Annotated in this window: 15 protein-coding genes; 10 read left to right on the plus strand and 5 right to left on the minus strand. The window is 68.7% G+C overall.

The window, feature by feature from the left end; translation table 11 throughout:
* Positions 1–672: 672 nt before the first annotated feature.
* Both B161_RS0109770 and B161_RS17715 read right to left on the minus strand, forming a co-directional pair.
* Complete coding sequence (locus tag B161_RS0109770) at positions 673–1,623, minus strand: 4-(cytidine 5'-diphospho)-2-C-methyl-D-erythritol kinase (protein WP_018633214.1); 951 nt, start codon at positions 1,621–1,623, stop codon at positions 673–675.
* Positions 1,620–3,401 (minus strand): tetratricopeptide repeat protein, encoded by a 1,782-nt coding sequence (locus B161_RS17715; RefSeq protein WP_018633215.1) that lies wholly within the window; start codon positions 3,399–3,401, stop codon positions 1,620–1,622. The genes B161_RS0109770 and B161_RS17715 overlap by 4 nt, the downstream gene beginning before the upstream one ends.
* A gap of 170 nt (positions 3,402–3,571) precedes the next feature.
* Between B161_RS17715 and dapF the strand changes: the two genes are divergently transcribed.
* Entirely contained in the window at positions 3,572–4,429 is an 858-nt protein-coding gene (gene dapF, locus B161_RS0109780; RefSeq protein WP_018633216.1) for a diaminopimelate epimerase, read from the plus strand.
* Here the strand turns inward: dapF and B161_RS0109785 are convergent.
* Both B161_RS0109785 and B161_RS0109790 read right to left on the minus strand, forming a co-directional pair.
* On the minus strand, positions 4,426–4,965 hold the full coding sequence (locus tag B161_RS0109785) for a hypothetical protein (RefSeq protein WP_018633217.1): 540 nt from the start codon (positions 4,963–4,965) through the stop codon (positions 4,426–4,428). The two genes, dapF and B161_RS0109785, sit on opposite strands and share 4 nt — an antisense overlap.
* Entirely contained in the window at positions 4,962–5,702 is a 741-nt protein-coding gene (locus B161_RS0109790) for a 16S rRNA (uracil(1498)-N(3))-methyltransferase (RefSeq protein WP_018633218.1), read from the minus strand. The genes B161_RS0109785 and B161_RS0109790 overlap by 4 nt, the downstream gene beginning before the upstream one ends.
* A 37-nt stretch (positions 5,703–5,739) precedes the next feature.
* Here B161_RS0109790 and ubiA point away from each other — a divergent pair, with 37 nt between their 5' ends.
* The 6 genes from ubiA (at position 5,740) to prmB (ending at position 12,151) form a co-directional block, all read left to right on the plus strand.
* Positions 5,740–6,678: a 4-hydroxybenzoate octaprenyltransferase gene (gene ubiA, locus B161_RS0109795; RefSeq protein ID WP_018633219.1), complete on the plus strand. Its 939-nt coding sequence runs from the start codon at positions 5,740–5,742 to the stop codon at positions 6,676–6,678.
* Between the two features lie 93 nt (positions 6,679–6,771).
* Entirely contained in the window at positions 6,772–8,787 is a 2,016-nt protein-coding gene (gene thrS / locus B161_RS17720; protein ID WP_018633220.1) for a threonine--tRNA ligase, read from the plus strand.
* A 223-nt stretch (positions 8,788–9,010) separates the two neighbouring features.
* Entirely contained in the window at positions 9,011–9,487 is a 477-nt protein-coding gene (infC, locus tag B161_RS0109805) for a translation initiation factor IF-3 (protein WP_276202283.1), read from the plus strand.
* Entirely contained in the window at positions 9,471–10,394 is a 924-nt protein-coding gene (locus B161_RS17725; RefSeq protein ID WP_020607770.1) for a lysophospholipid acyltransferase family protein, read from the plus strand. Before infC ends, B161_RS17725 begins: the two co-directional genes overlap by 17 nt.
* Before the next feature lie 68 nt (positions 10,395–10,462).
* Positions 10,463–11,047 carry a YqgE/AlgH family protein gene (locus B161_RS0109815; RefSeq protein WP_026310337.1) on the plus strand — a complete coding sequence of 195 codons (585 nt, stop codon included), beginning with the start codon at positions 10,463–10,465 and terminating at the stop codon, positions 11,045–11,047.
* Between the two features lie 96 nt (positions 11,048–11,143).
* Positions 11,144–12,151, plus strand: a complete 1,008-nt coding sequence (gene prmB / locus B161_RS0109820) for a 50S ribosomal protein L3 N(5)-glutamine methyltransferase (protein WP_018633224.1) — start codon at positions 11,144–11,146, stop codon at positions 12,149–12,151.
* Here prmB and B161_RS0109825 read toward each other — a convergent pair.
* Positions 12,051–14,963, minus strand: a complete 2,913-nt coding sequence (locus B161_RS0109825; RefSeq protein WP_018633225.1) for a M16 family metallopeptidase — start codon at positions 14,961–14,963, stop codon at positions 12,051–12,053. The two genes, prmB and B161_RS0109825, sit on opposite strands and share 101 nt — an antisense overlap.
* 317 nt (positions 14,964–15,280) lie before the next feature.
* Between B161_RS0109825 and guaB the strand changes: the two genes are divergently transcribed.
* From guaB to B161_RS0109840, 3 genes are all read left to right on the plus strand, one after another.
* Positions 15,281–16,738 carry an IMP dehydrogenase gene (gene guaB / locus B161_RS0109830; RefSeq protein ID WP_026310338.1) on the plus strand — a complete coding sequence of 486 codons (1,458 nt, stop codon included), beginning with the start codon at positions 15,281–15,283 and terminating at the stop codon, positions 16,736–16,738.
* Between the two features lie 110 nt (positions 16,739–16,848).
* Positions 16,849–17,289, plus strand: a complete 441-nt coding sequence (locus B161_RS0109835; protein ID WP_018633227.1) for an EVE domain-containing protein — start codon at positions 16,849–16,851, stop codon at positions 17,287–17,289.
* On the plus strand, positions 17,286–17,939 hold the full coding sequence (locus B161_RS0109840) for a carbonic anhydrase (protein WP_018633228.1): 654 nt from the start codon (positions 17,286–17,288) through the stop codon (positions 17,937–17,939). The genes B161_RS0109835 and B161_RS0109840 overlap by 4 nt, the downstream gene beginning before the upstream one ends.
* Positions 17,940–17,948 lie beyond the last annotated feature (9 nt).

The following is a 17,948-nucleotide window of genomic DNA, read 5'->3' on the forward strand; positions in this document are numbered from 1 at the left end:
GCTGAGAGCGTCGTCCGATCATGCCTGATCGTTCACACGCTCTAACTCTTTATTTCGTCGCGCTTTCACGACGCGAAACCTGATCGGTTCCGCTGGCGGGCGCTCTGTCGTCGCATGGAGCCTGAAGGGTTGGAGGTTGAAAGAGAGAGGCGCGGGGCCTCCGAAGCCTCAGGGGGCTTTCGCCTGAAGGGAGGGAGAAGACCTGAGGCGGGGCCTGCGCCGCCTCCCGCGCCGAGGCTCGGGATGGGGGCGGAGGCTTGGCCTCAAGCCGTCGCCGTCTTCGGCGGAGGCGCGGCCTTGCGCCGCCTCGCCCGACCCGAAGGCCCTGCGCGGCGGAGAGGCTCCGAAGACCCTGCTGAGCAGAATCACGGATTCGAACCGACAACGCCCTTCCTGTGGGAAAGGCGGCTCGCCAAATGAGCATGAGCAGAGGGGTGGGCCAATGTTCTCCGCGTGGCGGGGAACGGGGGAACGACGTCGGATCTTCCGGACGGAACACGGCAGGGAAAAGCCCTCCGCGCCGGTGCGCCCCCGATCTCTCGGGAAGACGCGACGATTCCGGCGAGCCGAAGCATCGTGGCGGCAGAAAGCCGCGAATCGCCGCTTCTTGCAAGATGTTCCGAGGGGGCGGCGCAGGAAATCTCAAAAGGGGACGATTGCGTTGCGTGAAAGCTACAACTCGACCCCCTCATAGGCCCCCGCCGCGATCCACCAGCCGCGCGGCGCCCCGGCGCGCAGAGCTTGGGCGGCCTTTTCGGCCTCGGCGAGATTCGGAAAGAGGCCGAAGCAGGTGGCGCCGCTGCCCGACATCCGCGCCAGAGGCGCCCCCTCGGCCCTCAAGGCCGCCAGAATCTCGCCGAGGACCGGAAGGCGCGCGAGGGCGGGCGGCTCCAGATCATTGCGGGTCTTCTCGCTCAGCCAAAGCGCGAACTCCGCCGCGCCGAGGCCCTGAGGGATCTCGGGCGGGGGCGGATTTTCGCGGCTCTCCAGCAGGCGGAAGATCTCCGGCGTGGAGAGCCCCGCGCCCGGATTGATCAGAACCAAAGCCCCCGCAGGCGGGGCGGCGGGCGTCAGATCCTCGCCGATTCCCCGCATCCGCGTCGGACGCGAGGCGAGGCAGACCGGGACGTCCGCGCCGAGATTCAGCGCGATCCGCGCCAGATCCGCCGCCGGAATCTCCAGCCCCCAAAGCCGGACCAGCAGCCGCAGAGCCGCCGCCGCGTCGGCCGAGCCGCCGCCGATCCCCGAAGCCACAGGGAGGTTCTTCTCCAGCGTCATGGCCGCGCCGGAGTCGGGAGAAGCCGCGCGCAGAGCCTCCGCCGCGCGCAGGACCAGATTATCCGGCGGCGCGAGGGCGGGCAGATAGCAGACGGGCGAGGAAAGTTCGATCTCGGGCGCCGCCGCAGCCGGCGCGAGGTCCGGGCCGAAGGGGCCTTCCAGCGCTAAGCCGAGGCTCAGGGCGGCGCGGGCCGTCAGGCGGTCGCCGATTTCGGGGAAGACCACGAGGCTGTCGAGCAGATGATAGCCGTCGGCCCGGCGGCCGACGACATGCAGCGCCAGATTGATTTTCGCGCGGGCGAATTCGGAATCCTCGCCCGCGCTCCTCCGCGGAGGAGGGGTCATTCCTTGGCCGGGGCCTCAGGAGCGGGGTCGGAGGGCGCCGCCGCGAGCGCCGCGCGCTCCTCCAGCACCACCTTGTCCAGACCCACGTCGAGCTTGCGCAGAATGCGGGTCTTCTCCTTCTCCTCGGGGTCGAAGGAGAGGGCGCGCTTCCACTGGAATTCGGCCTCCAGACGGCGGCCCACCATCCAGAGCGCGTCGCCGAGATGGTCGTTGATCACCGGATCGGTCGGATCCAGCTCCACGGCGCGTTCGAGCTGCACGGCGGCTTCGTCCATGTCGCCGAGCTTGAAGAGCGCCCAACCGTAGGAATCGACGATGTAGCCCGCGTTCGGCGCCAGCCCCACCGCCTCTTTGAGCATCTCCAGAGCCTCCGGCAGATTCTCGTCGCGGTCGATCCAGCTATAGGCGAGGTAGTTCATCACCGAAGGCTCGCCGGGATTGATCTCCAGCGATTTGCGGAAATCGCGCTCGGCCTCGGGCCAGGAGCCGCGGCGCTCGTTGGCCACGCCGCGGAAGTAATAGATCGGCCAATCGCGCGAGGCCTCGCTGTTCGGGCGCAGCGCCAGAGCGGAATCATAGGCGCGCACGGCCTCCGGGAAACGCTCTTCGCCGCGCAGCAGATCGCCGAGCGCCACATGCAGATCGGCGTCGCGCGGGGTGCGGGCGATCAGGCCGTTCACGGCGACGATGGCCTCGTCGATCCGGCCCATGCGCGCGAGGGCGTCGGCGCGGTCGACTTGGGCGACGTCGTAATAGACGCCGGAATCGGCGGGCACGGCGCCATAGGCCTGTTCGGCCTCGGCGTGGCGCTGAAGGCTCTCCCAGATGCGCCCGAGCGAGAGGCGCACCGCCGGAGACTGCGGATCCAGATGCAGCGCCAGCCGCAGATAGAGCAGGGCGTAGGCGGGGCTCTCCTCGGCGCCGAAGATCTCGCTGAGGCCGAAGAGCGCTTCGGCGGCGCCTTGCTTGGCGTCGGAGGCGAGCAGGCCGGGGGCGGGGGAATCGGCCTTGTCGGCGCGCTCCAGAGCGGCGGCGAGGATGCGGTCTCCGGACATGCCCTCCATGGCGTCGCGATAGAGCGCGGCGGCCTTCTCCTTCTCGCCCCGGTTTTCGAGGAAGCGGCCGAAGGCCTCGATCACGCGGCGGTTGGGCTCGTCGAGATCGGCGAGGGCGGCGCTGAAGCGCTCTTCGGCGGCCTCGTCCTCTCCGGCGATGGAGGCGGCGAGGGCGCCGTTATAGCGGCCGAAGAGCCGCGCGAGGGCGCCGCGGTCCATGGAGGCGAAGGTCTTGAGGGCTTCGGCGGAATCTCCGGCCTCGACCTGCGCCCAGCCGAGCAGCAGCTTGCCGACGATGGGCGGGAAGGCCTGAGGCGCGAGCGTGAGGATGCGCTCTTCGGCGACCTTCGGGACGCCCGAGGCGATTTCGGCCACCGCGAGGGTCAGATGGGCGAGGCGGTTGTTGGCGTCGCGGGCCACGAGGCGCTCGGCCACGTCGAGGGATTTCTCCATCTCTCCGGCGACCACGCCGTAGAGCAGCGCCTGTTCGAGGAAGTCGCGGTTCTGCGGATCCTGCGCGAGGGCGTCGCCGAAGCGGCGGGCGGCCTGAGCGTAATCGCCCGCGACCACGGCGTGCTGAGCCGCCAGATAGGCGCCCGAGACGCTGCGGGCCTGAGCGGCTCCGGGAAGACTCAGGGCGGCGACGCTGCTCAGGAGGGTTCCGGCGAAGAGCGCGGCGGCGCGGGCTCGGCGAAGACGGGAGAAGGAGATGCGTTGCGTCACGACGGCGCCTTTACGTTTGGACGAAGTTGCGCCCCCGTCGCACTGGCGCGGAGACGATCTTTTGTCTATTGCGGCGATTAAGGAGAGGATACCGGAACGTCGATTTTCACCATAATCCGCCCGGACATGAGGAGGTTCGTCATGGGATTCTTTTTCTTACTGTGTCTGAAATGACGCAGGATTTCGAGAAAAATCCATATGCTTTCCGCAAGATGCATGGTCTTGGGAACGATTTCGTGATCCTCGATCGCCGGATGGGCGGTTTTCCGATCACGCCCGAACGCGCCCGGCGCATCGCGGATCGCCGGCGGGGCGTGGGCTTCGATCAGCTGGTGGTTCTGGAGCCTTCGGCCCGGGCGGCGGCGCGGATGGTCATCCTCAATCCCGACGGCTCCGAATCGGGCGCCTGCGGCAACGCCACGCGCTGCGTGGCGCGTCTGCTCATGGAGGAGAGGGGCGCGCGGGCTCTGACGGTGGAGACGGCGGCGGGGCTGCTCGCCTGCGAGGCTCTGGCGGACGGGCGCTATCGGGTGAACATGGGGCCTCCGCGTCTGGACTGGCGCGAGATTCCCATGTCGCGGCCCATGGCGACGGATCGTCTGGATTTCGCGCCGCCCGGCTTCGCGGGCGAGGTTTTGGGCGCGGGCGCGGCGAATATGGGCAATCCGCATGTGGCGTTTTTCGTGAAGGACGCCGAGGCGGTTCCGCTGGCCGAGATCGGGCCTCGGGTGGAGCATGATCCTTTATTCCCTGAGCGGATCAATGTGGAGTTCTGTCAGGTTCTGGCGCCGGACCGGATTCGGATGCGCGTCTGGGAGCGGGGCGCGGGGATCACGGAGGCTTGCGGCTCGGGGGCCTGCGCGACGGTGGTCGCGGGGGCGCGGCTGGGTCTGACGGGGCGTCGGGCGGAGGTGATCCTCGACGGCGGGAGCCTTGAGATCGACTGGACGGAGTCCGGCGTGCTGATGACCGGCCCGGCGGCGCTGAGCTATGTGGGGGCGCTCGACGCGGGGCTGGCGGGGGATTAACGCCGCCAGACCTCGCGGATCACGCCGTCCTTCGCCTGAAGCGCGGCGCGGGCGGCCTCCAGAGAAAACCCCGGCAGGGCGGAAAGCGCGTCGGGAATCGCGTCCTCGGGGTCTTCGGCCCGCGAGGCCGCGAAAGGCGGGCCGCTCCCCGCGCTGAGCAGCCAAAGCGCGGCTTCGGGCGTCGCGCCGGGGGCGACCTCCACCCGCGTCAGAGCCGCCGCCGAAACCTCTATCCGCCCGAAAGGCCCGACTCGCCGGATGCGGCCCTCCTCCACGAAGATCCGGCCCTCGCCCACCTCGCCGAGCGCCGTTCCGGGTCGGCTCGCCGCCGCGCCGCGCTTATGGAGCCGCGCCCTCTGCGCCGCCACATAGAGCCAGCCCGCCAGAAGCGCCGCCACGAGAAAGCCCGCCCAACCGAGGAGCTGTCCGCGCGCCGCGCCGTTCAGAGATTCCCGCATCACCCAAGCCAGCGCCAAAGCCACCGCCAGAGGCTCGGCCCAGCGGCGCAGCGTCGCCAGAGCTTCAGGCCGCATCATGACCAATCTCCCAAAACGCTCTGCCAGACCGCCAGAGCCGCCGCCGCCGCCGTGTCGGCGCGCAGAATCCTCGGCCCGAGCGAAACCGCGAGGCTGAACTCCGAAGCCTTGAGCTTCGCCCGCTCCTCCGGCGAAAATCCGCCCTCCGGCCCGATGAGGATCGCCCAAGGCGCGCCTTTGGGCAGGCCGCGCAGGGCCTCATGGGCGGGCGGGGCGTCGCGGGCCTCGTCGCAGAACATCAACCGCCGCTCCACAGGCCAAGCCTCCAGAACCCGCGCCAGAGGCTCCGGCTCCGCCACCTCGGGGACGTAGACTCCGCCGCATTGCTCCGCCGCCTCGACGGCGTGGACCTGAAGCCGCTCGGTTTTGACGCGCTCGGCGTTGGTGAAGCGCGTCAGCACGGGGCGGATGCGCCTTGCGCCCAGCTCCGCCGCCTTCTCGACGATGAAATCCGTGCGGGCCTTCTTGATCGGCGCGAAGAGCAGATCCACGTCCGGGGGAAGGGCGGCGGGGCGGGTCTGGGTCAGAATCTCAAGGCTGGCGGCGCGCTTGGCCGTCGGGGCGAGCCGCGCCCGCCATTCGCCGAAGGCGTTCCCGAAGACCGCGACCTCCGCCCCCGCCCCGAGCCGCATCACGCCCATGAGGTAATGCGCCTGTTCGGGCGCGAGCCGGATCTCCGCCCCCGCCTCCAGAGGCGCGGCGAGATGGAGCCTGATTTTCGGCGTGGGATCGGTCATAAGGGGCCTCCGGAAGGACGGGAGAGGGATAACACGGATGACAGCCGACGCCAGAGCCGAATCCCGGGTGGCCGACGCGCCTCCGGCCAATTGGGTGGACCTCCACGCCCCGGAAGGCTGGCGGCCCTATCTGCGGCTCATGCGGGCGGATCGGCCCATCGGGACTTGGCTTTTGCTGCTGCCCTGTTGGCAGAGCCTCGGGCTGGCGGCCATGGCGGATTCTCCGCGTTGGGGGGATCTCTGGATCTTCCTCGCCTGCGGGCTCGGGGCCTTCGTGATGCGCGGCGCGGGCTGCGCGCTCAACGACCTCGCCGACCGCGATTTCGACGGCCGCGTCGAGCGGACCAAGCTGCGCCCGATTCCCTCCGGCGCGATCTCGGTGAAGCGGGCGGCGCTCTTCATGGGGGCGCTTTGCCTCATCGGGCTGGCGATCCTGCTGACCCTGAACAAGGCGGCGATCTGGCTCGGAGTCCTCTCGCTGATTCCGGTGGCGGTCTATCCCTTCATGAAGCGGATCACCTGGTGGCCGCAGGTCTTCCTCGGGATCGCCTTCAACTGGGGCGCGCTTTTGGCTTGGGCGGCCCATATGGGAAGCCTGAGCCTCGCGCCGGTTCTGCTTTACCTCGGCGGGATCTGCTGGACCCTCGGCTATGACACCATTTATGCGCATCAGGATAAGGAGGACGACGCCCTGATCGGCGTGAAGTCCACCGCGCGGCTTTTCGGCGAGAAGACCGGCTCTTGGCTGATCGGCTTTTATCTCGGGGCCTTTCTGCTGGCGGGCGCCGCCGGATGGGCCGCAGGCGGCGGCTGGCCTTTCTGGATCGGGCTTTGCGCCTATGGGGCGCATCTGGTCTGGCAGATCCGGAGCCTGAGCATCGACGATCCGGCGCAATGCCTGAAGCTCTTCCGCTCCAACCGCGAGGCGGGGCTTTTGCTCATGGCGGGGGTCTGGGGCGCGGCCTTCCTCGCTTGACTTCGCGGCGGGTTGTGGAGAATTCTCCCGGCCCGGCTTGAATTCCGGGCCTTTCATCTCATTTCTTCCGATTTGCTCTAAGGACAAGCGATCATGCGCAGCGTTCAGATCACCCTCCCCGACGGCGCCATGCGGGAATATGAGGGAACGACGACCGCCGCGCAGGTGGCCGCCGACATCAGTCCCGGACTCGCCAAGGCCGCCATCGCGGCGCGGGTGGACGGGGTTCTGGCGGATCTCAGCCTGCCCATCGAGAAGGACGCCAAGGTCGAGATCCTCACCAATAAGCCGAAATCCGACCGCGACCGCGCCGAGGCTCTGGAGCTGGTGCGCCATGACTGCGCCCATATCATGGCCCGCGCGGTGCAGGAGCTGTGGCCGGACACGAAAGTCACCATCGGCCCGGTGATCGACAACGGCTTTTATTACGACTTCGACCGCGCGGAGCCCTTCACCCCGGAAGACCTCGCGGTGATCGAAAAGAAGATGCGCGAGATCATCGCGCTGAACGATCCCGTGCGCCGCGAGGTCTGGGCGCGCGACCGCGCCATCGCGCATTTTCAATCCACCAACGAGCCCTATAAGGTCGAATTGGTCGAGGCCATTCCGGAAGGCGAGACCCTCCGCTTCTACTGGCATGGTCCTTGGCAGGATCTTTGCCGCGGGCCTCATCTGGCGCGCACCGGCCAAGTGCCGCCCGACGCCTTCAAGCTCGACCGCGTGGCGGGCGCCTATTGGCGCGGCGACAGCCGCAATAAGATGCTTCAGCGCATCTACGGCCTCGCCTTCCTGACCAAAGCCGATCTCGACGCCTTCCTGCATCAGCGCGAGGAGGCCGAAAAGCGCGATCATCGCAAGATCGGCAAGGAGATGGATCTCTTCCATTTTCAGGAAGAGGCGCCGGGAATGGTCTTCTGGCACGCCAAGGGCTGGGCGATCTGGCGCTCTCTGGAGGACTACATCCGTCGCCGCCAGAATGAAAACGGCTATCAGGAGGTGCGCACCCCGCAGCTTGTCGACCGCAAGCTCTGGGAGGCCAGCGGCCATTGGGAGAAGTTCCGCAAATCCATGTTCCTCGCCGAAGTCGAGGAGGTGGACGAGGAGGGCGCCGTGATCGGCCCGCGCCGCGTCAACGCGCTCAAGCCGATGAATTGCCCCTGCCATATCCAGATCTTCAATCAGGGCCTGAAGTCCTATCGCGATCTGCCTTTGCGCATGGCCGAATTCGGCTCCTGCCATCGCTATGAGCCTTCGGGCTCTCTGCATGGGATCATGCGCGTGCGCGGCTTCACGCAGGACGACGCGCATATCTTCTGCGAGGAGCGCCATATTCAGGACGAGACCCGGCGCTTCATCGAGCTTCTGGCTTCGGTCTATCAGGATCTCGGCTTCGAGAGCTTCAAGGTGAAGTTCTCGGATCGCCCCGAGGTCCGCGCCGGAACCGACGCCACTTGGGACCGCGCCGAAGCCGCGCTTCAGGAGGCCACCCGCGCCGCCGGATGGGATTTCGCGCTGAATAAGGGCGAGGGCGCCTTCTACGGCCCCAAGCTCGAATTCGTGCTGACCGACGCCATCGGCCGCGACTGGCAATGCGGCACGCTTCAGGTGGATTACGTCATGCCCGAGCGGCTCGACGCGGAATATGTCGGCGAGGACGGCATCCGCCGCCGTCCGGTGATGCTCCATCGGGCCATCGTCGGCAGCTTCGAGCGCTTCTTGGGCATTCTGATCGAGCAATACGCCGGACGCATGCCGCTCTGGCTGGCGCCGACTCAGGCGGTGGTGGCCACGGTGGTCTCCGACGCCGACGATTACGCCGCCGAGGTCGGGGGCCTGCTCAAGGCCGCCGGACTCCGCGCCGAGGTCGATTCGCGCAATGAGAAGATCAATTATAAGATCCGCGAGCATTCCGTGGGCCGCACGCCGCTGATTCTCGTCGTCGGGCGCAAGGAGGCCGCCGAGCGCACCGTCGCCCTGCGTCGCCTCGGCTCCGAGAAGCAGGAGATTCTGCCCCTTGAGGAGGCCCTCGCCCTGATCTCGCGCGAGGCCCTCGCGCCGGATCTGGCCCGCCGCGCAGGCGAAGCCGGAGCCTCCGCCGCTGTGGCCTGAGGCCCGCGCCGCGTGGTTTCCTGAAGCTGAAGCTCCTCCGCCGCTTGCGCGGAGGGGCTTAACGACCTTATATTCCCCCGCAGATCATTTCGCGCGAATCCCGCCGGACCTTCTCCCCCTTGCGCGCGGAAGGCCGGCCTAGTCCATATGGAGACGAAACATCCGCCGACCCGCTTCCCCCAACCAGCCGCCCCGCGAGACGGGACCCCGCATCAACCGTCAGATCCGCGCCACCGAGATCCGCCTGATCGATCAGGACGGCGAAAATCGCGGCGTGATGTCTCCGCGCGACGCTCTGATTCTGGCCGAAGAGGCCGGATTGGATCTCGTGGAGATCTCGCCGGGCGTGGTTCCCCCGGTCTGCAAGATCCTCGACGTCGGCAAGTTCAAATACGAACAGCAGAAAAAAGCCGCCGAGGCCAAGAAGAATCAGAAGATCGTCGAAGTGAAGGAGGTCAAGCTCCGCCCGAACATCGACGACCATGATTACGAAGTGAAGATGCGCAGCATGGTCCGCTTCCTTGAGGAAGGCGACAAGGTGAAGGTCACCTTGCGTTTCCGCGGACGCGAGATGGCGCATCAGGGTCTTGGACAGCAATTGCTGGACAAGGTCGCCACCGAGCTGGAGAACCTCGGCAAGGTCGAATCCATGCCCCGGCTGGAAGGCCGTCAGATGGTGATGATTGTCGGGCCCCGCTGAGCCGGAGTCCGCCGAACCCCCCTCGACGGGCCTTTCGACGGGCCGAAGCCTGAGCCGCCGCCTCGAAGCGGCGGGGGCTTGGGCGGCGGAGCGCCTTTCCGCCGCCTTGCCGCTCGACGCGGCTTCGGGCGGGGCGGGGCGCCTCGCCGGATTTCTGGGGCCGATCCTGCCTTTCGACAAGCGGGCGCGGCGCAATCTCGATCATGTCTGGCCGCAGAGCGGGTCGGAGGAGCGGCGCGCATGGCGGCGCGGCGTCTACGACAACTTCGCCCGCACCATCGTCGAATACGCCCATCTCGACCATATCGCCGCCGATCCCGACCGCCTGACCATCGAGGGCGCGGAGCATCTGCTCGCGGCCAAGGCCGCCGGGAAGGGCGCGATCCTCGCCACGGCCCATTTCGGCCAATGGGAGGCGGTGCGTCTGGCGGCGCGGCGGCTCGGCTGGGAATCGGGGCTGATCTACCGGCGCTTCAACAATCCCTATGTGGACGCCCGGGCCTTGCGTCTGGCCCGCACGGGCGGCGAGCCGGTGGTGACGCGCGGCGCCTCCGGGCTTTTGCGCTTCGTGCGCCATCTGAAGCGCGGCGGAGCCATGACCATCCTCGCGGATCACCGCATGGAGGGTCTGCGCGCGCCTTTTCTCGGGCGCGAGGCCGCCACCTCCACGGCGGCGGCGGAGATCGCCCTCGCCACCGGGGCGGCGCTTTTGCCCGCGCGGGGCGAGCGGCTGAAGGGCGCGCGCTTCCGGGTGGTCTTCGAGCCGCCGATCCTCCCGCCGGAGGGCCTCGCGCCGCAGGAGGCGGCTCAGGAGATGACGCGCGGCCTCAACGCGCGTTATGAAGCTTGGATCAAGGCGGCGCCGGAGCAATGGTTCTGGCTGCATCGACGCTGGGGGCGGCTGTGAAAGAAGACGATAAGGCGGAGGGCCGCAAAAGCGGCTCCGAAGAGCGGTCCGGATCCGGAAAGCGCCCCATGATTCTGCGGGAATCCTTCGCCGAGGGCCTCAAAGGGCGTTTCCTCATCGCCGATCCCTCCATCGCCGACCCGGAATTCGCGCGCGCGCTGATCCTCGTGACGGCCCATGGGCCTCAGGGGGCGATGGGCTTCATCGTCAACCGCCCCGCCGAGCGCCCCCGCTTCGCCGAGGTGCGGCGCGAATTGGGGCTCGGGATGCGCGGCCCGGAGCCCGATCCTCTGGTGATGTCGGGCGGGCCGGTGGAGGAGACCCGCGGCTTCCTCATCCACAGCGAGGATTACGAAGCGCCTGAAGATTCCAGCGAGGTCGTCGGGCCGGGCCTGCGCGTGACCTCCGCGATGGAGGCTCTGCGGGCGGTGGCTTCGGGCTCGGGCCCGCATCGGGCGCTCTTCGTGCTGGGCTACGCCGGATGGGCGCCGCGCCAATTGGAGCGCGAGCTCAAGCGCAACGACTGGATCGTCGGCCCGGCGGCGGCGGATCCGGATCTGGTCTTCTCGGCGCCTCCCGCCGAACGCTGGGCGCGGGCTCTGGAGAGCCTCGGCGTCGCGCCGGCCCGTCTGACGGGCGCCGGGATCTGCTGAGGCTGAAGCAGGCGGGGGCTTGACCGGCTCTCCGGGATGGGAGAAGGCTCCGGCCCGAACCGCCCCCGAACCCGCTTCCTCGCCTCAGGAGCCCCCATGACCCGCCCGATTCCCTATGCGCCGCTGCTCGTCTCCGCCGAGACGGCGGTCTCTGAGACGCGGAGCCTGCGCGATCTGCTGCGCTGGGCGGTGGGGCGCTTCAACGCCGCCGGGATCTTCCACGGCCATGGCGTCGACACGGCTTGGGACGAAGCGGTCTTTCTGATGCTGGAGGCTCTGGCTCTGCCGGTGGACCAGCTGGAGCCCTATCTCGACGCCCGCCTGACCGAAGCCGAGCGGCGCCGTCTGGCGGAGCTGGTCGAGGCGCGGATCGAGACCCGCAAGCCCTCGGTTTATCTGGTGAACAAGACCTATCTTCAGGGCCTGCCTTTTTACGTGGACGAGCGCGTGATCGTTCCGCGCAGCTACATCTCTGAGATTTTATTCTCCGGCGTCGAGGGTCTTTGGCCCGATCCCTCGGAGGTGGCTTCGGTGCTGGATCTCTGCGCGGGCTCGGCTTGTCTGGCGATTCTGGCGGCGCAGGTCTTCCCGCTGGCCGAGATCCACGCCGTGGAGCTGTCGCCCGAGGCCGCCGAGGTCGCACGGATCAACATCGCCGACCATGGGCTGGAGGATCGCGTGACGCTGCATGTCGGCGACCTCTTCGCGCCTCTGGAGGGGCTGCGCTTCGATCTGATTCTGACCAACCCGCCCTATGTGGACGCCGAAGGCATGGGCTGGCTGACCCCCGAGCATCGCCATGAGCCGGAGATGGCCCTCGCGGCGGGCGAGGACGGCATGTCGGTGGCGCGCCGCATCCTCGCCGAGGGGCGGGACCATCTGACGCCGCGCGGCGGGATGCTCGCCGAGGTGGGGCGGCTGCGTCCGGCCGTCGAGGCCGAGGCGCCAGATCTGCCGCTGCTCTGGATCGACACCGAGCAGAGCCGCGGCGAAACCTTCTGGATCAGCGCGGAGGCGTGGTCCGCGGCTTCCTCAGCGGAGTCGGAGCGCAAAGCGGCGGGGGCGGGAAAGCCGCGCCCGGCCCGCAAGCCGCCCAAGAGCTGAGCGGCGCGGGCGGATCGGCTTCGTCGCCCTGGCCCGTGGGCGCTCCGCCGAGGGAGCCCGTCCCCATGTTTTCGGCGGGGGCGGGCGGGCGAAAGGAGATTCCGCGCGCCGAGAGATCCGCCTCCAGCCGCCGCGCGTCGCCCGCCAGAGCGTAGACGCCGCGCTCCGCCGCCTCCGAGATGCGGAGGCCCGCCGCCTGAGCCGCTTCGAGGGTCGTCTCGCGCATCTCGGCCGAGCGCCGCGCCCGCGCCGCGAGGTCGCGTCCGTCCATCGCCTCCCAGACCGCCGCGCCGAAGAGTCCGCGCGTCGTCTCCAGCGCGTCGAGATCCTCGCGCAGGCGTCCGAGGCGGGCGGCGTTCAGCTCCTCGGCGGAGATGGGCTTCTCGCGCAGGGAGGCGAGGATGCGCCATGTCTCTTCAAGGGCCGCCGCGGCGTTGTCGGCGTTGAAGGAGCTGTCCAGCCAGATCACGCCTTGTTTGAGCCCCCGGTCGATCAGGCCGCCCGAGGCGCTGTAGGTGAAGCCCTTCTCCTCGCGCAGGATCTGATTGAGCCGACTCACGAAGCCCCCGCCGAGGGCCCGCGCCGCCGCCTCCAGAGCCGCCGAGGGCGGCGCCAGCTCCGGCCCGCCGATGCGGGCGGTGAAAGCGACCTGAGTCGCGCCTTGGGAATCGGCCAGCCCGACGAAGCGCGTCGCGGCGGGGAGGCCGGGCGCCTCCGGCGGGCGGGCGGGGGCCGCGCCGCGCCAGCCGCCGAAGGCCAGCAGCATCAGCCTCTCCGCCTCCTCGGGCGGCAGGCCGGCCACGAGCACGGCCTCGGCGCCGTCGGGGCGGAAGATGCGCCGGTGCAGCGCCAGCGCCTCCTCTTGAGTCAGCCCCGCGAGGCTCTCGGGCGTCTCCGAGCGGCCCGCCCGGGTCTGGGGTCCGTAAAAGGCGGTTTTGACGACCTCCGCCGCCTGAGAAGGCGCGTAGGAGCGGGCGTAGCCCGCCGCCAGACGCCGCCGCGCCAGAGTCGCCTCCCAGAGGGCGGGATCCGGATTCGGCGCCGAAAGCGCCGCGGCGAAATCCTTCAGAGCGCGTCCGAAATCCGGGCGCGGCGCCGTGAGCAGGGCGGCGACGTGGGTCGCCGAGACGTTGGAGGAGGCCGCGCCGCCCATATAGGCCAGACGCCGGGCCGTGGCCGGATCGCGGGCGATCAGCTCGGCCATGGTCGCCACCAGCCCCTCCCGCCCGGGCGGATCGAGCGCCTCGCCGCCGGGCGCGACCAGCGCGAGATAGCCCAAAGCGGCCTCGGGGCGGTGGAAATAGGTCAGGCGCAGCCCGTTGGGCAGAGTCAGAAGGAGGGGCTCGGGAAACTCCGGCGTCTCGGGCATGGGCGGCGGCGGCGGGATGGCCACCGCCGTCGGCCGGCGCTCCGGGGGCGGGAGCCGGGTCTTGGGGCCGGTCGGCCCGAGCAGAGCCTGCGGCAGGCCCCCGCGCGGGCCGGGACGGATGATCCCCACGGAGGCGTCGTCCAGCCGGGCCACGGCCCTCAGGGCGGCGTCGGCCTTGGCGGCGTCCACCCGGGAGAGCCGCTGCGCCGCCAGACGCCGCAGCCGCGCCGAGCCGAGATTCGAATGGGCGTCCACGGCGTAGCGGGCGCGCTGGGCCAGCCGCTCCTCGGATTCGATCAGTTCGGCGGCCAGACGCCGGGCCGCGGCGCGCACCTCCGGCTGAGGCAGGCCCTCGGCGAGGATTTCGGCGAGGGCCTCGCGGGTCTGCTCCTCCAGCGTTTCGGCCTCCACGCCCTCGGCGCCCGTGGCGACCACCGCGAAGCGTCCGCCGAAGCGCAGAGGCGTCCAGAGCGCCGCCACCTGCGAGGCGACCCGGCGCTCCAGCACCAATTTGCGCCGCAGGGCCCCCATGGAGTCGTCGGTCAGGGCGAGCGAGGCGGCCCGCAGCGCGTCGTCTCCCTCCGAGCCGACGGGAGGGCCGGTCCATTCGAGAAACAGCGTGACGGCGGGGAGGGCGTCCTCGAACTCCAGCCGGGCGCGGGTCGGAGGGAAGGGAGCCGGAGGCGCCACCGGCGGAGGCGCCTCCGACCAGGGCAGAAGGCCGAAGCTATGGTCGATCAGCTCGCGGGCCTCCTGCGGGTCGAAATCCCCCGCGAGGGCTAAAATGGCGTTGGAGGGGCGATAATAGAGGTCGAAGAAGCGCCGGGCGTCCTCCAGCGTGGCCTCCTCCAGATCGGCCATGGCGCCGATCACCGGATGACGATAGAGATGGCCTTCCGGGTAAAGCGCCGAGGCCAGCGCCTCCTGCGGGCCGAAGCCCGGCGCGTCGGCGACGTTCTGGCGCATCTCGTTGAGCACCACTTCGCGCTGAAGATCGAGATCCGACTGATCCAGCGAAGGCCCGAGATTGGCCATGCGGTCGGCCTCCAGCGCGAGCATCAGCGGCAGCGCGACGCTCGGCCCCTCCATCTGATAGCGCACGCCGTCTTCGCTGGTGAAGGCGTTGGCGACCACGCCCGTCGCGGCGAGGGGCGCGTCGAAATTGGGCGCGGCGGGCGTGCCCATGAACATCAGATGTTCGAAGAGATGCGAAAAGCCGCTGAGCCCCGAGGGCTCGCGGGCGGATCCCACGTCGTAACGCAGCTCCATGGCCAGTTTGGGCGTGCGCGGATCGGGCAGCAGAATCACCTGAAGGCCGTTGGAGAGCTCATATTCCTCCAGACGCTCAAGGGGAGGAGGCGCGAAAGGATCCTCCGAGGCCGCCGCCGGAGCGGAGGCCAGAAGCGTGAAGAAAATCGCCAGCGCAAGGCGAAGCTGCATCATAGGGCGATCTCCGATCTAGCGCTCTCCGATCAAGGACATTAAACCGCAATATGTTAGCAAAAGCGAGATGGAACAGAGCATAATGTCTCTTAATGATACATTATATGTAAATAATCCGCATCAAATATGAAATATTGTTTCATTGGGGTGTTTCGTGTTAGGGAAAGCTCAGCCGCCCGCTGATTTTTCGCCCGGCGCGGACCGGACCAATCGCCGCAGGGCTTTCCTCCGGCGCCGCAGCATGAAATAAGCGCCTCCCGAAGCGGAATCCGGAGAAGCGCCCCATGCCTGCCCCCATGACCCCCCCCATGACCCCTCTGGCGATTCGCGAAGCCCTCACCTTCGACGACGTGCTTCTGGTGCCTGCGGCGAGCGACGTCCTGCCCGCCCAAGCGGACACCCGGACGCGCCTCACCCGCGAGATCGAGCTCAACATTCCCCTGATCTCCTCGGCCATGGACACCGTGACCGAGGCGGATATGGCCATCGCCATGGCTCAGGCGGGCGGAATCGGCGTGATCCACCGCAATCTCTCCCTTGAGGAGCAGGCCGACCACGTGCGCCGGGTGAAGCGCTTCGAGTCGGGCGTGGTCTATGATCCGATCACGCTCTCGCCCGGGCAGACCCTCGCCGACGCGCGGGCCCTGCAGGCTAAGCACCATATTTCGGGCTTTCCCGTGGTCGAGCCGAAGACGGGCAAGCTCGCGGGCATTCTGACCAACCGCGACATGCGTTTCGTCGATTCGCCCGCCACGCCGGTCTCGCAGATCATGACGCGCGAGAATCTCGCCGTCATCCGCGAGCCCATCGACACCGACGCCGCCCGGCGGCTGCTCCATGAGCGGCGCATCGAAAAGCTTTTGGTCGTGGACGAGGCGGGGCGCTGCGTCGGGCTGCTGACGGTCAAGGACATCGAGAAGTCGGTGCTCAATCCCAGCGCCTGCAAGGATTCCCTCGGGCGTCTGCGCGTGGCGGCGGCGAGCAGCGTCGGCGACGACGGATTCGCCCGCTCCGAGGCCCTCATCGACGCGGGCGTGGACGTGGTGGTCATCGACACCGCCCACGGCCATTCGAAGCTCGTCGGCGAGGCCGTGACGCGCATCAAGAAGCTCTCCAACGCGGTGCAGGTCATCGCGGGCAACGTGGCCACCGCCGCCGCCACCCGCGCCCTCATCGAGGCCGGCGCCGACGCGGTGAAGGTCGGGATCGGCCCCGGCTCCATCTGCACCACCCGCGTGGTGGCGGGGGTGGGCGTGCCGCAGCTCACGGCGATCCTCGACAGCGCCGCCGAGGGCGAGCTGCATGGCGTTCCGGTCATCGCCGACGGCGGAATCAAGCTCTCGGGCGATCTGGCCAAGGCCATCGCGGCGGGGGCCTCCTGCGCGATGATCGGCTCGATGCTCGCGGGCACCGACGAGGCGCCGGGCGAGATCTTCCTCCATCAGGGGCGCAGCTATAAGTCCTATCGGGGCATGGGGTCGCTCGGCGCCATGGCGCGGGGCTCGGCGGACCGCTATTTCCAGAAAGAGGTCCGCGACAGCATGAAGCTCGTGCCGGAGGGCATCGAGGGCCAGGTCCCCTATAAGGGCGGCGTGGGCCAGGTGCTGCATCAGCTGGTGGGGGGGCTGCGCGCGGCCATGGGCTACACCGGCCAGCGCACCATCGCGGAGATGCGCCGGAACTGCGAATTCGTGCGCATCACCAATGCGGGCCTGCGCGAGAGCCATCCCCATGACGTGACCATCACCCGCGAGGCGCCCAACTACCGCGCCTGAGGCTTTGTCCTTCTCCGTCGCTTCTCCGCCCTGTGGCGTCGGTTAATCTCTGGCGTCGGGGGCGGGGATGATTTAACGTTTGCGGCGCAACAAGGGAGAGGGGCCTCCTTTTGACGGCTTTTTGGCTGATCAAATCCGAGCCGGAGACGTGGTCTTGGGCGGAGCAGGTCGCGCGCGGCGCGGTCGGCGAGCCTTGGACGGGCGTGCGCAATCATTCGGCCAAGCTGAATCTCTCGGCCATGCGGTCGGGAGACCTCGCCTTTTTCTATCACTCGGTGAGCGAGAAGCGGATCATGGGCCTCGTGCGCGTGATCCGCGAGGCCTATCCGGATCCGACCGCCGAACCCGGCGCGCCTTGGGTCTGCGTCGACGTGGCCGCCCTCGCCGAGGCGCCGCGTCCTCTGACTCTGGCCGAGATCAAGGCCGATCCCCGCCTTGCGGAGACGGCTCTGGTCAAACTGACGCGGCTTTCGGTTCAGCCCGTGAAGCCGGAGGAATGGCGGATCATCTGCGAAGCGCTCGGGCTGGACCCGGAAAGGTTGGAAAAATGACGTCTGCGGTCGGAACTCCTCTGCCGAGCTATCTCGTCGAGCGCTATCGCGGCTGGAAGGCCAACCGCTTCGAGGAAAGCCGCGCGTGGTTCGCGCGTCTGGTCGAGGAGGGGCAGAAGCCCCGCACCATGGTGGTCGGCTGCTGCGACAGCCGCGTCGAGCCGAGCGCCCTCTTCGGCGCCGAGCCGGGCGAGCTCTTCATCATGCGCAACATCGCCAATCTGGTGCCGCCCTACGCCCCGGACGCCCAGCAGCACGGCTCTTCGGCGGGCATCGAATACGCCGTGAAGTCTCTGAAGGTGACCGACATCGTCGTCATGGGCCACAGCCATTGCGGCGGCGTGGCGGCCTTCCACGACATCCAGCGCAACGAGATCACCGACACCACCGACTTCATCGGCCGCTGGCTGGACACCCTCGCCCCCGCCTTCGCGCGGGTCAACGAACGGGAATGGCCGGACCGCGAATCGCGCATCCATGAGCTGGAGCGTCAGGGCGTGGTTCAGTCGCTGCTCAGCCTCATGACCTTCCCCTATGTGGCCAAGGCCGTGGAGGAAGGCAGGCTGCGGCTCCATGGCGTCTGGTTCGACATCTCCGACGGCGGATTGCATGAATATGATTCCGCGCTCGGGGCTTTCCGGCGCGTTTGAGGATTGCGG

The organism is Neomegalonema perideroedes DSM 15528 (assembly GCF_000374145.1).
Classification (GTDB): Bacteria; Pseudomonadota; Alphaproteobacteria; order Rhodobacterales; family Rhodobacteraceae; genus Neomegalonema; species Neomegalonema perideroedes.

What these genes read in the sequence shown, in the direction of transcription:
- thrS (WP_018633220.1), top strand. Translation starts at nt 6,772, where the DNA reads ATGCGCAGCGTTCAGATCACCCTCCCCGACGGCGCCATGCGGGAATAT.
- B161_RS0109770 (WP_018633214.1), bottom strand. Translation starts at nt 1,623, where the DNA reads ATGACCCCTCCTCCGCGGAGGAGCGCGGGCGAGGATTCCGAATTCGCC.
- B161_RS0109825 (WP_018633225.1), bottom strand. Translation starts at nt 14,963, where the DNA reads ATGATGCAGCTTCGCCTTGCGCTGGCGATTTTCTTCACGCTTCTGGCC.
- B161_RS0109815 (WP_026310337.1), top strand. Translation starts at nt 10,463, where the DNA reads ATGATTCTGCGGGAATCCTTCGCCGAGGGCCTCAAAGGGCGTTTCCTC.
- dapF (WP_018633216.1), top strand. Translation starts at nt 3,572, where the DNA reads ATGACGCAGGATTTCGAGAAAAATCCATATGCTTTCCGCAAGATGCAT.
- prmB (WP_018633224.1), top strand. Translation starts at nt 11,144, where the DNA reads ATGACCCGCCCGATTCCCTATGCGCCGCTGCTCGTCTCCGCCGAGACG.
- ubiA (WP_018633219.1), top strand. Translation starts at nt 5,740, where the DNA reads ATGACAGCCGACGCCAGAGCCGAATCCCGGGTGGCCGACGCGCCTCCG.
- B161_RS0109840 (WP_018633228.1), top strand. Translation starts at nt 17,286, where the DNA reads ATGACGTCTGCGGTCGGAACTCCTCTGCCGAGCTATCTCGTCGAGCGC.
- B161_RS0109785 (WP_018633217.1), bottom strand. Translation starts at nt 4,965, where the DNA reads ATGATGCGGCCTGAAGCTCTGGCGACGCTGCGCCGCTGGGCCGAGCCT.
- B161_RS0109790 (WP_018633218.1), bottom strand. Translation starts at nt 5,702, where the DNA reads ATGACCGATCCCACGCCGAAAATCAGGCTCCATCTCGCCGCGCCTCTG.